A 20,095-nucleotide genomic window follows, 5' to 3' on the forward strand; every position below is an offset into this window, starting at 1 on the left:
TACATTCCCCAACGGGTTCCTATTGTTGCCCCCGATTAACACCCCCGGCGGCAATTCAATGCCCGAGAACATCGCATTCGGGACAGTCAAAACAACACAGCTCCACCGAAATCCACATTGTGGATCCCAAGCAAACAGTTAGCGATATTTACGCCACCGCGCCGAGAGCTACCTGCAGCACCATTCGCAGAATCATAAGGATGAAGAACAAAACAAGCACAGACATGTCCACCATCACGTTGCCCATCGGCATAGGCGGGATGAGTCGGCGCAACAGCTTCACCGGCGGGTCGGTAATGACAAAAACAACTTCGCCAATCGACGAAAACACCCTGCCTGGTCGCCAAGAGCGAGAAAATGACTGAATCATTTCAATCACAATGCGAGCCAACAGCAGATAGGTGAAAAGCTTCAGCAGGATTAGCAGAACTAGCAGTAGTGAAGACACGAATAAACAGTCTAGCTAATTAATCGAAATACGAAACACTAACAAGCCATGCGAGCCGGCTGACTAGCCGGACATCCGGTCGAACTGGCCCTCGTTGACATCGCAGCCATGCGGGTACAGGGTGAACACGGAGCCGTCAGCCTTGATTCGACCGCGCAGACCGAAAACCAGTCCAGCAACGAAGTCGACGTAGCGCTTAGCCTCAGATGGGTCAAGCTCACTCAGATCGAAGGTGACAATGTCACCGTCGCGGAAGTGCGAACCGATGTCCGGAGCCTTGGAGTACTTGTCCTGGAAACCACTTTCCGGCTTGATGAAGACCTGCTCCGGTTCCTTGGTCTCAGCAACGGAGTGCAGGTTGCCGTAGCGGTAGTCCTCCTCGCGGGAGTTCACACTTGCAGTCTCACGTGGAGCCTCTTCGCGCAGCTCGTAGCGGTGGCGCTCCGCACGACGCGAGTCGGCATAGGAGTCATCAAAACGCTCCTCGTCACGGCGGTCAAACTCGTCGTAGTGCTCGTCGTAAGCCGCGTCATCAGTCGGGGTAAGACCGAAAAAATTTGAAACCCCACGGAAGAAATCAGCCATCTTCTGCTACGTCCTTCTTAGTGTGCGAATTTAAGTCTGTGCTACCCACAACCTACCGGCTGGGTTGGCAATATCGCATAGACACGCGCAAATTTGGCGCGCCAAAATTACAACTTTGAAACTTAGCCCTGCTCAGGCAGGATTACGATGCCCGCCTGCCGGCCAGTCTTCCCCTCCCGCCGGTAGGAAAAGTACTGCTCATTGTCAATAGTGCAGCTGGGCTCGACATTGACATGCCGTACACCGAGGTCATAGAGCTGACGCATCAGGCCGGCGCGCACGTCGACACCGGCAGTCCCCTGCTTCGTTCGCATCTTCGCTCCGGGCAAATGCTTATCGACGTCATCGGCCATCGACTCAGGCACCTCGTAATTGTGGCCAGAAGCCGCCGCACCGAGAAGCGCATGGATATTCTCGGGCGTGGCACCGAGCTCAATCATCTTCTCGACAGATTTACGAACAATTCCGTTGCGGGCACCGGTCCGCCCTGCGTGTACCGCAGCGGCGACACCCGCATAATCGTCGGAAAGCAAGACGGGAACGCAATCGGCAACGAGCACTACCAGCGCGAGACCCGGCGTGGTCGTGACGATGGCGTCGGTAGCCGAGACAGGCTCAGTTTGTGGTTCGTTGACGACGGTGACCGTGTTGGTGTGAAGCTGCTCCATGTAGACGAAGCGGGCACGGTCGATTCCCAGAGAATCGGCCAAGCGCTGGCGGTTGCGTTCGACTGCGGACGGGTCATCGCCGACATGATCTCCAAGATTGAAGGAATCATATGGTGGCAGCGAAAACCCGCCGCGCCGATTCGTCAGAATTTTTCGGCTGCGGCGGGATTCAGTCATGATTTCTTAGAAGCCCCACTCCGGCAGGTCACTGGAAGCCTGGTAGCCGCCACGACGGTCGTCGCGGTCATCGCGGTGAGCACCACGGTAGTTGCGGTTTTCCTGCGTACGCGGTGTCGGGTTATCGGTGAACAGACCACCGCTGTTCGGGTTGGTGCGCGGGACAAAGCGGTCGCGATCCTCACGCTCGCGCGGCTGTGCGACCGGGCGCTCTTCCTCCACACGCGGGGCCGGAGCGCCGAGGTTGTCACCGCCCGGCAGTGCGCTGCCCTGTCGCGGTGCCTGCTCAGCGGCCGGACGCGCCTCGGCATCCTGTGCAGCCGGACGTGCAGCGGCACCTGCAGCTGGCTTGTCCAGCGGGTTGCCGTTACCCTGCTCAAAACCGGTAGCAATCACAGTGACGCGAACTTCGTCACCGAGGTTGTCGTCGATAATGGTACCGAAGATGATGTTGGCATCCGGATCAGCCTTTTCCTCCACGATGGACGCGGCGGCGTTGACCTCCATCAGGCCGAGATCGGAGCCACCGGCGACGGAAATAAGCACACCCTGTGCACCATCCATGGTGGACTCCAGCAGCGGGGAGTTAATGGCCTGAGTCGCGGCATTCATCACACGGTCGTCGCCGCGTGCGGAGCCAACGCCCATCAGAGCCGAGCCAGCCTCAGCCATTACCGAGCGGACGTCGGCGAAGTCGACGTTAATCATGCCCGGAATGGTAATCAGGTCAGTAATACCCTGGACACCGTTGTAAAGAATCTCGTCGGCAAAGCGGAACGCGTCCATCATGGACAGATCCTGCTCACCAATCTGCAGCAGACGCTGGTTCGGAATGGTGATAAGGGTGTCACAGACCTCCTTGAGGGTTTCAATGCCCTCAGCGGCCTGGCGCGCACGGCGCTTGCCCTCGAAGTCGAACGGCTTGGTTACCACGCCGACGGTCAGGGCACCGGACTTCTTGGCGATGCTCGCGACAACCGGAGCTGCACCGGTACCGGTTCCACCGCCCTCACCTGCGGTAACGAAGACCATGTCGGCGCCCTTGAGGGTCTCTTCAATCTCGTCCTTGTGGTCTTCCGCGGAAGTGCGGCCAACCTCGGGGTTAGCGCCAGCTCCCAGACCACGAGTTGCCTCACGCCCAATGTCGAGCTTGACATCAGCGTCGGAGAACATCAGGGCCTGCGAGTCGGTGTTGACTGCGATAAATTCGACACCCTTCAGCCCCTCCTCGATCATGCGGTTGACAGCATTGACGCCACCGCCGCCGACACCGACGACTTTGATAACGGCGAGGTAGTTATTCGGGGAGGTCATTGCGCGTTTCTCGCCCTTTCCTATAGGTCCTAAATAATTTCATCTAGCCACGTTGCACATGGGCCGCACGACAGCATTGGCACCGCCGGGCAGTACAGCTCTCCATGACACCGCACGGAAGAAGTGCATCATGGCCGAAAAGCTGTTGACCCCATTGTGGTCGAAAACTGCAAATAATTCAGCGACCTTTTAGCGCGTGTCGCTACCTTAAACCTGCACTTGAGGGATAGTGTTTAGCCACAGAAATCACTCCAGACACCACCATTCTCTACTCTCCCTTAGCAGCGGGTAGTCGGGGGTTGGAGACATTCCAAATCTTCTCGCCACGGTTCAGCACAATCTCCGTCGCGCGTGCCTTTTCTGCCGCATTATCCGAGGACCCGAAGTACACCTCGTATCCATCGGTCAGAAATAGCTTGATCTCTGCCTCGGAAGGAGCGCTAATCCGCTCCACACGGTGTGCAACGGGCTCTGGCAACGCCTTGACGACGTTCAAAACCGCCTTGATAACGCGCGGTTCGGGGTCAACTTTGCCGTCTGTTGGCTCATCCACACGAGGTGCATCAACAACCTCGATGACACCCGCCGGCGGGGCTGCCGTGACGAACTCCTGACCATTTGCGGAAAACAGATGCTCTCCGTCAGTGGCACGGACAAACACCACCGGGGTGAATTCTCGTACCGAAATAGTCACGCCCTGCGGCCACGAACGACTGACAGTCACGCTATCGACCCACGGCTGCCCCGCCACGGAGCGCGCTGAGGCATCCGTGTCCAAGCGAATGAGCTTTTGATTCTCGGAGATACCACTGGCCTCGACAATCGCGTCTTTATCCCCGTGGACGACGCCCTCAACATCGATGTTTTTCACAACCAGCCACGGCGAAAACCACACCACCGCTGCAACGATGGCGATAATCGCGACCAGGCCACCGCCGACGAGCCAGCCGCGTCGCGGGGCGCGCGCTGAACGCCGACGCCGCGACGCTGTTGCGCCCCGGCCTGCACCGTCGGTCTGCTGAGATTGCTTTCGGCTGGTTTTCACAGTGCTACGACTCCACCTGTTCGTCGTTGTCTCCGCTGAGCTCGCGCACGATTTCGTCGGCAAGCATCGTCACAGAGCCAGCGCCGATGGTCAGGATGACGTCGTGCGGTTCGGCGATTTCGCGAACGCGAGCCGGGACGCTGGTGAAATGCGGCTCATACGTCACAGGGATGGTCATTTTGTTGGCAATGAGCGCGCCGTCGACGCCCGGCAGTGGCTCCTCGCGGGCGCCGAAGACATCGAGCAATACGGCCTTGTCCGCCAGAGACAGGGCGGCAGCGAACTCGTCGGCAAAGTTGCGAGTACGCGAGTACAAGTGAGGCTGGAACACAGCGATGACCTTGCCACGACCGGCCTCGGTGACCAACTCCCGAGCTGCGCCGAGAACTGCGGAGACCTCGGTCGGGTGATGCGCGTAGTCGTCGTAGATACGAGCGCCAACAAATGGCCCCTCGCCGATACTGCCGTGGTAGTCAAAGCGGCGACGGACACCGGTGAATTCACCGAGACCGCGCGCCATACGCCCCAAATCTGCCCCGACGCAGTCGCCACCGACCATTGCAGCCAGCGCGTTGAGCGCCATGTGACGGCCGGGCTGATGAAGTTCAAACCTCACCGATGTCGAGCCAACAGTGGCCTCCACGCGGGCACCACCACCGACCGGAGTCCAGCCGTGCAAAACGGCACCGACCGGCAGCGTCGGGTGTTGAGCCAAGGCTTCTTCCCCACCATAAGCCAGCACGTTAATGCCGCGCTCCACCGCGCGCTCGCCCAATGCGGCCGCATGCGGATCCTCAGCACAGATGACCAGATGACCGCCATCCTTAATGCGCTCTGCAAAAGCGTCAAAGACGGCGTAGTAGGTCTCGTCGTCACCGAAAAAGTCAAGGTGATCGGGCTCGATGTTGGTAATTACGGCCACTTCCGGCTGGTAGGTCAACAACGAGGCATCCGACTCATCGGCCTCAGCAACAAAGACATCGCCACTGCCCTGGTGAGCATTGACACCGGCCTTGCTCATCAGACCGCCAACGGCAAAAGACGGATCCAAACCAGCTGCCTGCAAAGCGGCGACGGTCATCGATGTAGTCGAGGTTTTGCCGTGAGTACCGGCGATCAGGAGAGCCTTGGAGTCCTGCATCAACAGCGCTAACACATCGGAGCGTTTGAGCACCGGAATGTCCAGCTCATGTGCACCGGCCAGCTCCGGATTCGTCTTCGGGATAGCAGCGAAGGAAATGACCACTGCGTCCGGCAGCTCTCCCTCGCCAGCAAGCTCGAGATTCGCACGGTCATGCCCAATGGCGATGGTGGCTCCCATCGCACGTAGTCCCACCACCGCGCGGGACTCCTTGACATCGGAACCGGTAACACGAATGCCACGCGCCAACAGGATGCGAGCGATACCGGACATACCGGCACCGCCAATGCCAATCATGTGGACACTTGCGGGCAGCTCTCCCGTTACCGGCTGAAAGTCATCGAAATTAACGTTCATGTTTATGCTCGCTTTACTTCTTAGAGTTCACAGCCGCAGACAGCACCCGACGGGCGATGTTCTCCGCAGCGTTACCATGTCCAATGTTGGCCAGGGCGCGGCGCCCGTCGGCAAGCTTTTCTGGGGACGTGACCAGCGGAATCACGATATCCGAAACTGATGCCGCAGTCAGCGACTCGTCGGCGATGAGAATACCGCCACCAGCATCGATGACATCGGTGGCGTTGAGCGCCTGTTCCCCATTTCCGTGTGGCAGCGGAACGTACACCGCAGGCAAGCCGACAGCTGAGACTTCAGCCACCGTCATCGCACCGGAACGGCACAAAATCAGGTCGGCGGCGGAGTACGCCAGATCCATCCGGTCGATGTACGGCACAGCGACATAGGGGGCGTCCTCGCGGATAGCCTCGACCTCGACGTGATTCTTCTTGCCGTAGGCATGCAGTACAGATACACCGGCGTTGGCGAGCTCTGCGGCTGCACCGGTAACAGCTTCGTTGATGGAACGTGCCCCCTGCGAACCACCGGTGACAAAGAGCACCGGACCCTCCTGCGGTAAACCGAAGAACTCGCGGGCTTCGGCACGCTTGGCGTCGCGGTCCAACGCCGCGAGACTGGCACGCACGGGATTGCCAACAACCTCGGCCTTCAGGCCAGAGCCAGTCACGGCAGCCAAACCGACGCCCCCGAGTGCGACACCGAGCTTATTGGCCAGGCCCGCACGGGCGTTGGCCTCGTGAACCAGGAACGGAATCTTCTTCCCCGCACGGCACGCCATGTAGGCCGGTGCCGATACGTAGCCACCAAAGCCGATGACCGCATCAGCGTCAATGCGCTTGAAAACCTTGCGGGTCTCACGCACCGCACGAGCGACGTTGAGAGGCAGCTTGAACAAATCCGCAGTCGGCTTGCGCGGCACCGGCACTGGCGGAATCAGCTCTAGGTCATAGCCTCGCGCCGGTACGAGGGTTGACTCCAACCCCCGATTCGTACCGAGTGCAATGACGCGGGCATCCGGCTGCAGTTTCAAAATCGCATCCGCTACTGCCAGTGCAGGTTCGATATGGCCAGCCGTACCACCGCCGGCCACCACAATGGTCGGAGCAGAGCCATCTTCCTTGAGAAACTGCTCAGACTCCGAAGCGCCTTTCGCCCCAGCGGCTGCGCCCAGATTCTTGTCTGCCATGGTGTTATCGATTCCTCCTCCGCGGTGCTGAACCGCCGTTCCTATTGTTTCGGCCCGGGCGCTGGCGCGAACGCGACTGTCCACCACGACCTTCGCCCCGAATCCTACTGCCCCGGCCTGAGCTTGACGACGACCAGGAGCCCTGTGACCGTCCAGTCCGCGGCGACCTCGCTGTAAAACCCCGCGTCCGTCCGTCGTCACTACGAGGGGAATAATCCACTTCGCGGCCACGAACACTGCCCGAGTTTCCGGAGCTTCCGGACGCTCGGAAGCCACGCTGCGGGGTGGCACCTCGGCCACTGCGGCTGCCTCCACTACGGCCGGCCCGGTTGGGTCGGTCAGCTCGGCCACTGTAGGTTTCCCGCACCTGCGCCCCCTCGCCACGTGGAGTACGCGCTCCACTGGTCACCACGGGCGGACCAAAGCGTTGCGGATCGCGATGGGCACGCACCTTCGGCGCGTGGCGACGCGATTCGTCATACGGGATTGGTTCCGGAATACCCAGGAACCTGTCCAGCCCCGGACGTCCCGAAGTCTGCATTGCAGAGACTGCCTCCGATTCGTGGCGGGCACATGTGGCCAGCAGACCCATCGAGAACAACGTCACCATCGCCGATGTACCACCAGCGGAAATCAGCGGCAGCTGCAGACCAGTCACTGGCAACGCACCAACGACGTAGCCGATGTTGATGAAAGCCTGCACCACGGTTGCAGCAGTAATCGTGCCCGCGAGCAGACGGAGAAACGGATCGTTCTGACGACCGGCGATACGAAGTCCCACCCAGCCGAGCGCTGCGTAGAGCAAAATAACCATCAGCGCGCCGAGAAAACCAGTCTCCTCACCGATAATGGCGAAAATGAAGTCATTCTTCGCCTCCGGTAGGTATCCCCACTTCGCGCTCGACTGACCGAGACCGACACCGGTGAGAGATCCGTCGGCAAGCGAAAGAAAGCCCTGGTAGGACTGGTAGGCATCTCCCTGCACATCGTTGAAGTTACCGAGCAGCGAGTCCAAGTAGACCCTGATTCGCGCCGAACGGAAACCCGCGGTGACGGTAAAAATCACCAGGGCGAACGCCGCAGCGGCAAGCAGCCCGGTGATGAATACTCGCGGCAGGCCAGCAAACCACGCCAACGCCACCACGACGAACGCCATGGAAGCAACCATGCCGAGGTCACGCTGCAGCATCACCAGTGCCAATACCACGAAGCTGACCGCACCGAACAGCCCGAACAAATCGGTATAGGACACAGCAGTGCGGACCTTTTCAGCCAGCAGCTTCGAACCCCACAGTGCCAGCGCAATTTTCGCGATTTCTGATGGCTGCATGGTGATACCACCAATACTCAGCCACGAACGCGCACCGGTTTCCTCCAGGCCGATGCCGATACCAGGGATAATCACCAAAACCAGCAGCACAAAGGACAAAATCAGCGCTGCTGTCGATAGCGAGCGAATCAATTCCACCCGCATTCGCAGCACGATCCACATGGAGATAAGACCCGCCACCACCATGACCAGCTGACGGATGAACACCGACCACACGCTGCCCGAGTCGTTACCCGCGCTGGCCATGGATGCCGACAGCACCATCACCAGGCCTATCGACGTCAGCAGCGCGACGATAATCATCAGTAGGTGGTAGTCGAACAGCGGACGCGACTTCCAGTCGTTAAAACGCTCCACCCACGCCGGCCGCTCTCGAGCACTAGAGCTAGACGACGAGGGCCGCTGTGAACTGGTAGCCTTCGTCCCCTTTTGTGCCGTCGCGGCACTAGCGCTTAAATTACGAGCCTTGCGGGAGTTATCCATCAGTTGACGTCACCTTCTGCGCCCATTGCGCGAACAAGTCGCCACGTTCAGCCATTCCGGAGTACATGTCCAAGCTGGCGGCAGCTGGTGCCAACAGCACCACATCCCCAGGGTTGGCATATTCACTAGCTGCCATACAGGCCTTTGCCATGGCATCAACCTTGTCGGTGTCATCAATGACAACGACCGGCACAGCAGGTGCGATGCGGGAGAGCGCATCGCTGACTAGTTGCCTATCGACGCCCAGAACCACGGCGGCCTGCAGGCGATGAGCATGCTTCGCCACTAGCGGAGAGATTTCCGCGCCCTTGAGCTGACCACCGACGATCCAAACGACACGCTCATGACCGGACAGTGCAGCGTCGGCAGCGTGGGGGTTGGTGGCCTTGGAGTCATCAATCCACACGACATCATTTGCCTTATGGACAATCTGACCGCGGTGTGCGCGAACTTCGAAAGTCTCCAATGCCGCTGCAATTTGCTCCGGTGAGGTACCGATACTGCGCGCCATCGCAGTGGCGGCCACCGCGTCGAGAACACCTGCCCGGCCGGGAGGAGAAATTCCCGCTACCGGTGCGATGACAATGCCCGGACCAGAGTCGTCAGCTGCGGCATCGCCGCCGCCAAAAGCGCGGTCGACAATCATGCCGTCGCGAACTCCGACCTGGTGTGCCTCCGGGGGACCATCGGTAAAGCCCACGACGGAGTTGCCGAGCTCGTCGTTTTTCAGCATCTTTTCCACGTGCTCGACGACATCTGCGTCATCCGCACCGTAGATTGCGACAGTACCGCGCAGCGCACGGGTCTTGTCCAGACCGTAGTTTTCGTAAGAACCGTGCCAGTCGATGTGGTCTTCCGCCAGGTTCAGCAGTACTCCCGCATCTGGGCGAATGTTTGGAGCCCAGTGCAGCTGGAAGCTGGACAGCTCTGCGGCCAAGACCTCGATACGAGGCTCAGCAGTCAGTGCGTCGTACAGAGCCACACCAATGTTGCCCACAGCTGCGCCCTGCTCCCCGAGCATGGCGGCCAGCATGGAGGTGGTTGTGGTCTTGCCGTTAGTGCCGGTGACTACCAGCCAGGTCCGTTTCGGACCCCACAGCTGGGCACAGTCGCCGGCGAAAGCCAACGCCACATCGCCGAATACCGGGACACCGGCCTCAGCGGCGGCGCCGAACAGCGGACTGGTCGGACGCCACCCCGGGGAGGTCACGATCGCAACCGCGTCGGCAAGCTCGTCGCGAGCGTCTGCGGTTGTGACATGCCGAACCGAAAAGTCAGCGGCAACCAGTGCGCCGAGCGCGGAGTCGTCCACGACGACAACTTCCGGACAGCCGATGTCCTTGAGCATCGCAATGGCACCGCGACCGGAAACTCCGGCTCCTGCCACCAGAACTCGACCAGAGCGCACCGTAGCGACTAAGTCGAGATTTCGGATATCGGTGAGGTTGGTCGGGTCTGGTGAGTTAATCATTGAAATACGCCTACCTGAGAGAGCCAGTCACTGTAGAAGATGGCTGCGCCAATCATGTTGAAAATGCCTGCGAGTAGCCAGAAGCGAACGACAACAGTTGTCTCCGCCCAACCTCCGTTTTCGAAGTGGTGATGGAGAGGAGCCATGCGGAATACGCGCTTGCCAGTCGTCTGGAAAACCGCGATCTGGATTGCCACGGAAGCAACTTCCATCACGAAGATGAAGCCAATGATAACCATCAGCAGCTCAGTCTTGGTGACAAATGACAGACCCGCTACCAAACCGCCAAGAGCCAGCGAACCGGTATCTCCCATGAAGATCTTTGCCGGCGCTGCATTCCACCACAGGAAGCCCAAACAGGCGCCCAGACCCGCGACGGAAATAACGGCGATATCCAGCGGATCGCGGACGTTGTAGCAACCGCTGCCCAGCGAAGCCTCGCAAGAGTTACGGAACTGCCAGAAGGAAATCAGCGTGTAGGTGGCCAGTAGCAGCGCGGTGGCGCCAGCGGCCAGGCCGTCAAGGCCATCAGTGAGATTGACGGCATTCGTCCATGCGGCAATGACGATGAAGACAAATACCAGGAAGACAATCATGCCGAACCACACAGGCCCCGGTGCCAGATTCAGGAACGGAATATCTCGAATCAGCGACAAGCTCGTCGAACCGGGAGTCAAGCCAGACGCATCCGGGAACTGCAGCAGCAGCACGCCGAAAATCAGTGCTGCCGCCAGCTGCCCAACCAGCTTCGCTGTCTTGTTCAGCCCCAGGTTGCGTCCTTTGTAGAGTTTGATGAAGTCATCGGCAAAACCCAATGCGCCCATCGCCAGAACAAGGAACATCACCAACAGACCGGAGGCGGACGGCCCCACGCCAGTCTGGATATACGTAACGAGGTGTGAGAGGAAATAGCCAGCGACGATTGCGGCGATGATGGCGATGCCGCCCATAGTCGGAGTTCCCCGCTTGCGCAGGTGGCTCTTCGGCCCTTCTTCACGAATCTCCTGGCCAAGACCTTCAGCAGAGAATTTGCGAATAAGCACTGGTGTTAAAAAGACACTCACCAGGAATGCAATCGCACCACTGAGAATAAGTTGAATCACTTACTTTTCCTCTCCGCTTTCACCTTCGGGCGTAGTCCCAACCTTGGCAGCCAGCGAGTCCGCGACCCGCCACATACCGTCCGCATAGGAGGCCTTGACTAACACCACATCGTCCGGACGCACCTCGGCCGCCACCAAATCCGCGGCAGTGGATGTATCCGGCACCCTAGAAGTATTTAACCCCAACTCTTCCGCTTTGTCGGCCAGGGCATGCACATTAGAACTCTCTCCGACTGCAATTAGTCGATCGATGCCGCGGCCCACAAGGTACTCGCCAAGCGACGAGTGCTCATCTTCAGCGGAATCACCAAGCTCACCCATCTGTCCCAGCACGGCCCACGATGAGGCGTCCTGGTGCGTTGGGCTAGCTGCTGTACGTGCCAGAGCGTCAATCCCCGCACGCATCGAATCAGGGTTGGCATTATAGGAGTCGTTAATTACGACGATATTGCCAGTGAGCTGCTGGACATCCATGCGCCGCTCTGACGCTGCCACATGCGCGGCCATCGCCTTTGTGACCTGCTCAGCATCAATACCGGACTCCACTGCCACCGCAATCGCCGCCAGGGCATTGGCCACTTGGTGCGCACCATAGACCTGCAGTTGGATCGGGAATGTACGCCCATCCGGTACATGCAGGTCAAAAGATGCACGAGCAAAATCATCGAGCTGCACATTCGTGGCGCGGTAATCCGCGGTTGCGTGGCGTTCGGAGTTCTCATCGGCAGAGAAGAACACCACCTTCGCCTGGGTACGCGGAGCCATGCCAGTGACGTAGTCATCGTCGGCATTGAGTACGGCCACACCGCCCTGCTCCGCAGCCGGCAGCGCTTCCACGAGCTCGCCCTTAGCCTGCGCGATTGCCTCGCGCGAGCCAAACTCACCAAGGTGCGCCGTGCCAACATTGAGCACCGCACCGATCGTCGGTGGCGCGATGCGCGCCAGGTGGGCCACATGCCCAATTCCGCGTGCGCTCATCTCCGCAACCAGGTACTTCGTCTCCGGAGTGCACTGCAGCACCGTGTACGGATGCCCAATTTCGTTATTAAACGACCCCTTCGGCGCCACCGTCGGACCGTCGGTACGCAGCAGCGTCGCCATCATGTCCTTCGTCGACGTCTTTCCCGCCGAACCCGTGACACCGACAACATGCAGCTGATCCTTCTTCAGCTCGTCGACGACGTAACGCGCCAACTTACCAAGCGCTTCCAGCACCGCCGCCCCGGAACCATCCGGATCGTGTGCAAATGCGTCGGCATTGGAGTCCTGCTTACCAAGGGGCTTGACGACGACCGCAGGTTGCCCAACATCTCGTGCCGCCAGTGCCATCGTCGCTCCAGCGGCCACAGCCTGATCGATGAAGTCGTGGCCGTCGACACGCGCGCCCGGCAGGGCGAGGAAGAGCGAGCCTTCGCGAATTTTTCGGGAATCGAATTCTGCGGGCTGAGTCACTGTGGCGTCATCATCGACGTGGACGAGTTCACCTCCCACGATGTGAGCGATTTCCGCGGCGGTCAGGGCAATCATGATGTCTATAGTCCTTGTTGGTTAGAGTTCCAGGCGCCTAGTAAAGGATGATTTCTTGATTTTATTCGCTTACCGCGAATGGTTCGCGGTAGGCATGTCAGGTGGTGCGCTTCCTCAGCGATTTCAGCAATCTCAATCAGCGGATCCCTCCAGTCGCTGTGTGAGTGCTTCGGCCAGCTGTTCACGGTCATCGAACGGGTGAATCACGCCACCGATATCCTGGCCGGTTTCGTGTCCCTTGCCAGCCACCACGATGCTGTCACCGCTGTGGGCGAGCTCGACGACACGGCGAATTGCCTGGCCGCGATCGCCGATTTCCTCAACAACCGTGTCAGAACTGGCCTTGCCGCTGGCAACGGCTTCCTTCGCACCGGCGACCACGGCCGCACGGATTTCAGAGGGCACCTCGGAGCGTGGGTTGTCATCGGTGATGATGACGACATCGGCACCGCATGCAGCCTCAGCTCCCATAATTGGACGCTTGGCACTATCGCGGTCGCCACCGGCGCCGACGACAACCAGCACGCGACCTTCGGTCTGTGCGCGCAATGTGGCCAACACCTCAGCTACTGCGGCTGGCTTGTGGGCATAGTCCACCACAGCCAGGAAGTCCTGTCCGCGGTCGATGCGCTCCATGCGGCCTGGCACACGCACCTGCGCCAGGCCGCTCTTGGCCGCGTCATTGGCATGCCCAATCGCATCGAGCACAGCCCATGCGACTGCGGCATTGGCAACGTTGAAAGCACCCGGCAGAGGAACTTCCACCTCAACTGTGTCAGTGTTGTTTCGCGTTAGCTCCACATGCTGGACACCGTTAGTGGCGACAGTGGCTGCAGCGGCGTGCCATTCTGCAAAGACCTCGGCAGCTGGCGTCTTGTCGGTTACGCGATGCTGAGTATGGACAGTGGTGACTTGGACATCCGGGTCGCCGGCAGCGATATCTGCCATGCGGACACCCCAGTCGTCGTCGATGCACACGACAGCCTTCGGTGCATGTGTCGGACCTTCAGGATCAAAGAGCTTGGCCTTGGCTTGGAAATACTCTTCCAAGGTCTTGTGGAAGTCCAGGTGATCCTGCGAGAGGTTGAGGAAACAGCCGACGTCGAAACTGACTCCGTCTACACGTCCCAACGACAGTGCGTGGGAAGAAACCTCCATGACAACGTGCGTCACACCCTCGGAGAGCATCTGGTGGAACAGGCGCTGGAGGGCTGGAGCCTCTGGGGTAGTCAGGCTCGACGGAACGGCACGGCCATTGATGCGCGTGCCGGTAGTACCAATGATGCCTGTCGAGCATCCAGCTGCCAGCAGCGCGCCCTCCAGCATGTAGGTCGTGGTGGTCTTGCCAGAGGTGCCGGTAACCCCAATGATGGTCAGTGAATCCGAGGGATGATCGTAGATTTCTGCAGCAACGTGCCCCATGACGGCCCGGACATCGTCGACAACCAGGACTGGGCGAGTCTCCCCTGCTTCCCGCAGGATTTTCAGACCTTCCTCATCAGTCAGGATCGCTGTAGCAGCCGACTGCTGCGCGTAGCGCGCACCATGCGTGCGAGTACCTGGGACGGCAGCAAACATTCCGCCTTCAGGCACTTCGGCAGCGTTGAGTTCGATCGCGGCGATATCCGCTCCTGCCGCCGCGGATTCGGTAATGCCGTCAAGTCGGCCATGCGCGAGGTTACACAATTTCGCAAGGGTGGCGGTCATTGGCTGTTCCCTCTTTCAAGTCAGTCGTTGGTGTACAACAAATTGGAAAAATTCAAGAGATTCACTTTGCAGAAACCAAAGTAATAAAAGTCTGTGTATTAGTGCTGTCGCGGTAACTTCATTGTGGTGGTGACCTCGTTACGGCTGCAGCAACAACTTGCCTTCGCGGGGTGGCGACGGCGGTACGTTGTAGCGGTTAAGCGCCCAAGCGGCGATGTCCTTAAACAGTGGGGCTGCTGACTGACCGCCGTCACCATGAACACCACGCTGGGGTTCGTCAAGCATGATGCCAATGACAAAACGGGGATCGTCGGCAGGCGCGATGCCTGCAAACGTGATGTAGTACTTGGAATTCGAGTACGCGCCGGTGTCGGGGTCAACCTTCTGCGCCGTACCTGTCTTGCCTGTGAGCGAATACCCCTCAATACTATTTCCGGCAGCGGTACCCGACTGCTGCCCCGTGGGATCAGACTGCATAACGCCTTCAAACATGGCGCGCACAGTTTGGGCGGTCTCCGGGCTAACCACACGCACTGTTTCCGGGCGCTCTGTTGCCGTCTTCGTGCCGTCCGGGGAAATTGTCGAACGAATCATACGCGGCGGGATGCGCTCGCCATCGTTGGCGATTGCCTGGAAAACTCCTGTCATCTGCAGCAGTGTCATGGCCATACCCTGACCAATGGGCAGGTTCGCAAATGTACCGCCGGACCACTGCGGACGCTGCGGCACCAAGCCGGAAGATTCACTGGGCAACTCGATACCCGTGGACTGCCCCAGCCCGAAGAGATGCAGCATCTCAGCGAAGCGGTCCTGACCCAAACGCTCTGCCAGCATTAGGGTGCCGACATTGGAGGACTTGCCGAATACACCGGTCGTCGTGAAAGCTTCCGTGCCGTGCTCCCATGCATCGCGCACGGTGACACCCGCCATATCAATCGTGCCCGGAACCTGCAGAACCTCATCCGGTGTGGTCTTGCCGTCTTCGATAGCGGCCGCTGCGGTAATAATCTTTGCTACAGAGCCCGGCTCAAATGGGTTCGATACAGCGGAGTTTCCGATAGTGCGCCCCTCTTCGAGCTCGGCCCCCATATCCTTATTCGGGTTAGCCGTGTCCGCCTGCGCCATTGCAAGCACTTCGCCGGTCTTCGCGTCGAGCACGACTGCCGACGCATCCTTCGCTCCCGAGTTGGCCTTCGCCTGGTTGACCTGCTGCTGGACAAAGTACTGCATGTCGAGGTCCAGGGTCAGCTCGTAAGTCGTACCGTCCACAGCTGCGTGGACATCGCGCGTGGATCCCGGGATTGCCACACCGTTAGAGGCGATATCAATGGTCTTGCCACCGTTAATACCCTGCAAAGTGGCATCACGAGAGGCTTCAAAGCCGAACTGGCCGACGCCATCCATGCCAATCTTGCCGATGACGTTAGCCGCCGTCGCCCCATTCGGGTACTGGCGAATATCCTGACGCTCCGCCACCAGTTCCGGATACTTTTCCACGATGGCAGCGGCCTTGTCCGGGTCGACATTACGCACGAGCACCTCATAGGTGCTGTCCTCATTGCGCAGCTTCTCCAGAATGTCCTTCGAGCTCACCCGGGACGGCGCGCTCATCACCGAGTTCTCCTCGGTTTCGGGTTCCGCTTGACGACGGCGACTGCTTCCCGACTTCTCCGCGTCGATGTCGGCCACGTCGAGTAGCTTCGGCAAATCCTTGGCGATCTGCTCGAGGCGTTCATCGTAGGTAGCGACATCATCCGGGCGCTGCTTATGGGCGTCCCCAATCCACTTGCGCAAAGTGTTCGGGTGAACGGTAATACTGCGTGCCTCCATAGTGAAGGCAAGCTGAGCTCCGTTACGATCGAGAATCGCACCGCGCCGAGCTGCATCAACAACTTCCACCGTGCGCTGATTCTGCGCCGCCGCCGACAGGTCAGGACCTGCGACGAGCTGCACCCAAGCCAAACGGGAGACCAGCACTACAACTGCGATAGCGCCTATAAACTGCAGCCAGTTGCGACGTCGGATGAAGTCCTTATTACTAATGCGCATTTTTTCGCGCGGGGGCACGCTTCGGTTGGTTTTAGCATCGAGCCCCCGGCTGCGCTGACCATCCCGAACGCGACTTTGGCCTCTGCGCTCACGGGATGTAATTCGGTAAGCACGTTCGCCGAAGTCATACCCCCCTCCACGGTTGGGGTAGTCGTCTTCAGATCGAATCATGCGCTAGTGCTTTCTACTAAGTCGATTCTCCCGCGCGCGATAACGTTAGGCGGTATTCCCTGCCATCGCGAGTACTGAATTAATTAGTCTACAGTCGACTGACCAGAAACAGTGGAACCGCCAGAATATCGGACAGTTGGCCAGTTTGGCCCAGTTTGTTTTCTAAGTTCCTACGGTGCTGGAGCTGGCTCGGGTGCCGGAGCTTCCGGTGCTTCCGGCGCCGCGACTGGCGCTTCTGGGGCTGGCGCTGGCGCTTCAGCCTCAGGCGCGGGTGCCGGAGCCGGCGCAGGTGCTGGTGCGGGCTCATGGTTCTGCGGCGCATACGGAGCGGTTGCCGGCAACCCGTTCGGACGTGGGTGCGCTTCCTCAATGGCCGGTGCCTGCATCCCCGGAACATTCTCGGTGTCCTTCGGGTTCGACGACGGCGCATGCGGAACATTCGGCGACTCACTGTTGAGGTCGATAATCTTCTGCTGCTTCTCATCGCCCGGTCGCACTTCCACGACCTTGCCTTCCGGATCAGTCGTCAAAACGGCAGGCTGCTCCGGATTGACCATGCCCTCTTCCACAGCACGCTGCGCGATAGCACCGGTTGACTTCATGTAAGCAACATCCCGCTCGAGCACCTCCAGCTGGTTACGCAGCTCCTTTTCCTTGGTCTGCGCAGCATCCAGCTGCAAGGATGTCGAGGTCGAAATACCCGACAGCCACATCGCCGCCACGATTCCGGCAACGACGAGAATGATCATCACGGCCGCACCGGCAAACTTGTGGTTATCCCTCGAGGACGTCGTAACGCGACGCCCACGCACCGAGATGACCTGCTGAGAACCTGTGCGCCCAAACCGCCTGCGCTGATAAAGATCCTGTTTCGTGCGGGCGCTGCGACCGCGCTGACGAGTCTTCGTCTTGGCACCGGCGACGGTTGCAGATGCGCCGCGGGAGGTGCGCCGGGTGGGGGCGTGCTCCGTGATTGTCGTTGCCATGCTCGAAAGTTCTCCCAGTACTTAGATCGTTAAGGGTGCGTTTGGTGCGGTTGAAAGGTTTGGGTCAATCGGCTCGAATTCGCTCGATACAGCGAACTCTCACCGGTGCGGCTCGGGGGTTGTCTTCGATCTCGCTTGCCGACGCCTTCTCCGCACCTCTCGTGATGAGAGCAAAGTGCGGTTCATGCCCCGGAAGCTCCATCGGGAGCCCCGGTGGGGTTGTCGACTTCACGCGCTCCGCAAAGTCCTTCTTGACGATGCGGTCTTCCAGACTCTGGTAGCTCATGAACACTGCACGCCCATCGACTGCGAGTGCATCGCAGACCTGCGGCAGCACATTTTCCAGAGCTTCAAGCTCACGATTTACCTCGATACGAAGAGCCTGGAACGTACGCTTGGCCGGGTGTCCGCCCTTACGACGAGATGCCGCCGGAATGGTTTCGTAGAGCAGCTCAACCAGACGACCGGAGGTCGTAAACGGTTCCTTTTCCCGCTCACGCAGGATTGCCGAGGCAATCTTGCCGGCGAAGCGCTCGTCGCCGTAAGTCGATAGGATACGCGCGATATCACCGTGCGAATAGGTATTGAGCACATCCGCTGCGGTAATCCCCTGGCTTGCATCCATGCGCATGTCCAGCGGGGCGTCGACTCGGTAGGCGAATCCACGATTGACCTGGTCAAGCTGCATCGAGGAAACACCGAGATCGAAAAGCGCACCTGCAATGCCCTTCTCAGCGGCGCGGGCGAGAATGTCCTCCGCGCCACTGCCACCAGCGGCTGCAGGAATCTCACCACTGAGCACCTCGGCGAGCGAATCGAAACGCACACGGAAGGATACAAAGCGATCACCGAAGCGCGCGAGACGTTCTTCTGCCCCTCGCAATGCATTGTCATCGCGATCGAGTCCAACAACGCAGAGCTTCGGGAACTGCTCCAACAGGTATTCCGTGTGTCCACCGGCACCAAGAGTGCCGTCGACAACTACTGCGTCGTCACCCAGCGCCTCGATGCCCGGGCGCAACAAATCAGTCACTCGATGAAGCAAAACGGGGACATGACCAAACTCGCCGGACTTGCGATCATCCGTAGGTACCGATCCGTTCATTTCCCCTCCTCACCGGGTATGTTCGCACTGGTCAGAGAATCTATCGAGTGTATTCCCGGTTTGCTTAACGACGAGTGCCGCGCCAGCAACCAGACCGCACCTCATGAGCAGTACTGGGAATGCTGCTATCAGTGCTTAAAACAAAAAGCGGGGATGTTCACAGGGCCCCGCCTGACAGAACCTGGTATCGGGGAAGTACACCAGGGGCTATCAGGCAGAGTCCATGCGGACATTCCCTCTTTTCGGTTATTCCATGCGGTTTATAAAACGCCGAACAGCGAGTCATCCTCACCTTCGGAGAAATCAGCTTCATGCTCCGCCTGGTAGGCCTCCCAGGACTCTTTGTCCCAGATCTCCAGAAAGTCAATAGAGCCGATAACCACGCACTCCTTGGAGAGATTCGCGTACCGACGGTGATCCATCGATAACGTGATTCGCCCCGAACCATCGGGCCGCTGCTCATCGGTGCTCGCCGCAAGATTTCGGATGAAAGCTCGCGCCTTGGCATTCGTACGAGAGGCCTTAGTAGCCCGCTGAGCTAATTTGACGAACTCCTCTTTCGGATACACCGCCAGAGAATGATCCTGTCCCTTAGTGACCATCAGGCCACCTGCGAGATCCTCGCGGAACTTCGCCGGCAACGTCAGGCGCCCTTTGTCATCAAGCTTCGGCGTGTAGGTGCCCAGAAACATGCGTCACTGGCCTCCTATCCCCGTGTCAACCTCAATGTCAACGCACAAACGCTTACCAAATTCAGGGATTTAGGCGTTGCCTTCAAGCAGAGCCAGAGGGCTGCGCTTTACCGCAGTGCCAAAATCTCGCCAAACCTTAAGCGCAAATCGGATATTCACTTCTGCAATGTTGACCAACCTCAATCAACATCACGCCCCACTTTACCCCACTATCTGCCACTATCAACACAAGAAGGAGAAAAATAGTCACAGCATCAGCTCAACCCCACCGCCAGGACATCCATTTTAACCCAATTGACCTGGGCTTTTAAAGAATCACCTCGACAATTAAAGCGCGAATAAAAAGTGGGGCACCCACCCGCGACCACGCCGATAACGACGCCACACCAACCACATTGTTAACAGAAAGCAGTTTACGCCCCACTACCCACCACTTACCTGCTAAAAACCATCCAGATTCAACCTGGTCGCCAGACTTAGTGCGTTGACCTGCAATTTTGTGTCGCCAGAGCCAAACTTTCGGAGATACCAACAACGACCGCAGATAAGA

16 protein-coding genes are annotated in these 20,095 nt (G+C 59.1%); all 16 read right to left on the reverse strand.

Going from position 1 to position 20,095, the window contains the following annotated elements:
• Positions 1 to 148: 148 nt before the first annotated feature.
• The 16 genes from HMPREF2681_RS00375 to mraZ all read right to left on the reverse strand — a co-directional run bounded on the left by HMPREF2681_RS00375 (position 149) and on the right by mraZ (position 19,545).
• On the reverse strand, positions 149 to 448 hold the full coding sequence (locus HMPREF2681_RS00375; RefSeq protein ID WP_048731166.1) for a YggT family protein: 300 nt from the start codon (positions 446 to 448) through the stop codon (positions 149 to 151).
• Positions 449 to 511: 63 nt separating this feature from the next.
• Positions 512 to 1,033: a cell division protein SepF gene (gene sepF, locus HMPREF2681_RS00380; protein WP_048731168.1), complete on the reverse strand. Its 522-nt coding sequence runs from the start codon at positions 1,031 to 1,033 to the stop codon at positions 512 to 514.
• A gap of 122 nt (positions 1,034 to 1,155) precedes the next feature.
• Entirely contained in the window at positions 1,156 to 1,878 is a 723-nt protein-coding gene (gene pgeF / locus HMPREF2681_RS00385; RefSeq protein ID WP_049190457.1) for a peptidoglycan editing factor PgeF, read from the reverse strand.
• Between the two features lie 6 nt (positions 1,879 to 1,884).
• Positions 1,885 to 3,192: a cell division protein FtsZ gene (ftsZ, locus tag HMPREF2681_RS00390; protein WP_016422996.1), complete on the reverse strand. Its 1,308-nt coding sequence runs from the start codon at positions 3,190 to 3,192 to the stop codon at positions 1,885 to 1,887.
• 268 nt (positions 3,193 to 3,460) lie between these two features.
• Positions 3,461 to 4,237: a cell division protein FtsQ/DivIB gene (locus HMPREF2681_RS00395; protein WP_016422997.1), complete on the reverse strand. Its 777-nt coding sequence runs from the start codon at positions 4,235 to 4,237 to the stop codon at positions 3,461 to 3,463.
• Between the two features lie 4 nt (positions 4,238 to 4,241).
• Positions 4,242 to 5,735, reverse strand: a complete 1,494-nt coding sequence (murC, locus tag HMPREF2681_RS00400; RefSeq protein ID WP_016422998.1) for a UDP-N-acetylmuramate--L-alanine ligase — start codon at positions 5,733 to 5,735, stop codon at positions 4,242 to 4,244.
• A gap of 13 nt (positions 5,736 to 5,748) precedes the next feature.
• The gene (gene murG / locus HMPREF2681_RS00405) at positions 5,749 to 6,921 is read right to left on the reverse strand and encodes an undecaprenyldiphospho-muramoylpentapeptide beta-N-acetylglucosaminyltransferase (RefSeq protein ID WP_016422999.1); all 1,173 of its coding nucleotides are present in this window, start codon (positions 6,919 to 6,921) and stop codon (positions 5,749 to 5,751) included.
• A gap of 4 nt (positions 6,922 to 6,925) precedes the next feature.
• On the reverse strand, positions 6,926 to 8,734 hold the full coding sequence (ftsW, locus tag HMPREF2681_RS00410) for a putative lipid II flippase FtsW (protein WP_049190464.1): 1,809 nt from the start codon (positions 8,732 to 8,734) through the stop codon (positions 6,926 to 6,928).
• Positions 8,727 to 10,205 (reverse strand): UDP-N-acetylmuramoyl-L-alanine--D-glutamate ligase, encoded by a 1,479-nt coding sequence (murD, locus tag HMPREF2681_RS00415; RefSeq protein ID WP_049190466.1) that lies wholly within the window; start codon positions 10,203 to 10,205, stop codon positions 8,727 to 8,729. Before murD ends, ftsW begins: the two co-directional genes overlap by 8 nt.
• Positions 10,202 to 11,308 (reverse strand): phospho-N-acetylmuramoyl-pentapeptide-transferase, encoded by a 1,107-nt coding sequence (gene mraY, locus HMPREF2681_RS00420; RefSeq protein ID WP_016423002.1) that lies wholly within the window; start codon positions 11,306 to 11,308, stop codon positions 10,202 to 10,204. Before mraY ends, murD begins: the two co-directional genes overlap by 4 nt.
• Positions 11,309 to 12,835 carry a UDP-N-acetylmuramoyl-tripeptide--D-alanyl-D-alanine ligase gene (gene murF / locus HMPREF2681_RS00425; protein ID WP_049192948.1) on the reverse strand — a complete coding sequence of 509 codons (1,527 nt, stop codon included), beginning with the start codon at positions 12,833 to 12,835 and terminating at the stop codon, positions 11,309 to 11,311.
• Positions 12,836 to 12,967: 132 nt separating this feature from the next.
• Complete coding sequence (locus HMPREF2681_RS00430) at positions 12,968 to 14,542, reverse strand: UDP-N-acetylmuramoyl-L-alanyl-D-glutamate--2,6-diaminopimelate ligase (RefSeq protein ID WP_049190471.1); 1,575 nt, start codon at positions 14,540 to 14,542, stop codon at positions 12,968 to 12,970.
• Between the two features lie 138 nt (positions 14,543 to 14,680).
• Entirely contained in the window at positions 14,681 to 16,591 is a 1,911-nt protein-coding gene (locus HMPREF2681_RS00435; RefSeq protein ID WP_049190475.1) for a peptidoglycan D,D-transpeptidase FtsI family protein, read from the reverse strand.
• A gap of 341 nt (positions 16,592 to 16,932) precedes the next feature.
• Entirely contained in the window at positions 16,933 to 17,748 is an 816-nt protein-coding gene (locus HMPREF2681_RS00440) for a cell division protein FtsL (protein WP_049190478.1), read from the reverse strand.
• A 64-nt stretch (positions 17,749 to 17,812) separates the two neighbouring features.
• Positions 17,813 to 18,853, reverse strand: a complete 1,041-nt coding sequence (gene rsmH, locus HMPREF2681_RS00445; RefSeq protein ID WP_070545614.1) for a 16S rRNA (cytosine(1402)-N(4))-methyltransferase RsmH — start codon at positions 18,851 to 18,853, stop codon at positions 17,813 to 17,815.
• A gap of 260 nt (positions 18,854 to 19,113) precedes the next feature.
• Positions 19,114 to 19,545, reverse strand: a complete 432-nt coding sequence (gene mraZ / locus HMPREF2681_RS00450; protein ID WP_005510286.1) for a division/cell wall cluster transcriptional repressor MraZ — start codon at positions 19,543 to 19,545, stop codon at positions 19,114 to 19,116.
• Positions 19,546 to 20,095: the final 550 nt, after the last annotated feature.

This window comes from Corynebacterium sp. HMSC064H12, from assembly GCF_001809925.1.
Lineage (GTDB): Bacteria > Actinomycetota > Actinomycetes > Mycobacteriales > Mycobacteriaceae > Corynebacterium > Corynebacterium jeikeium_D.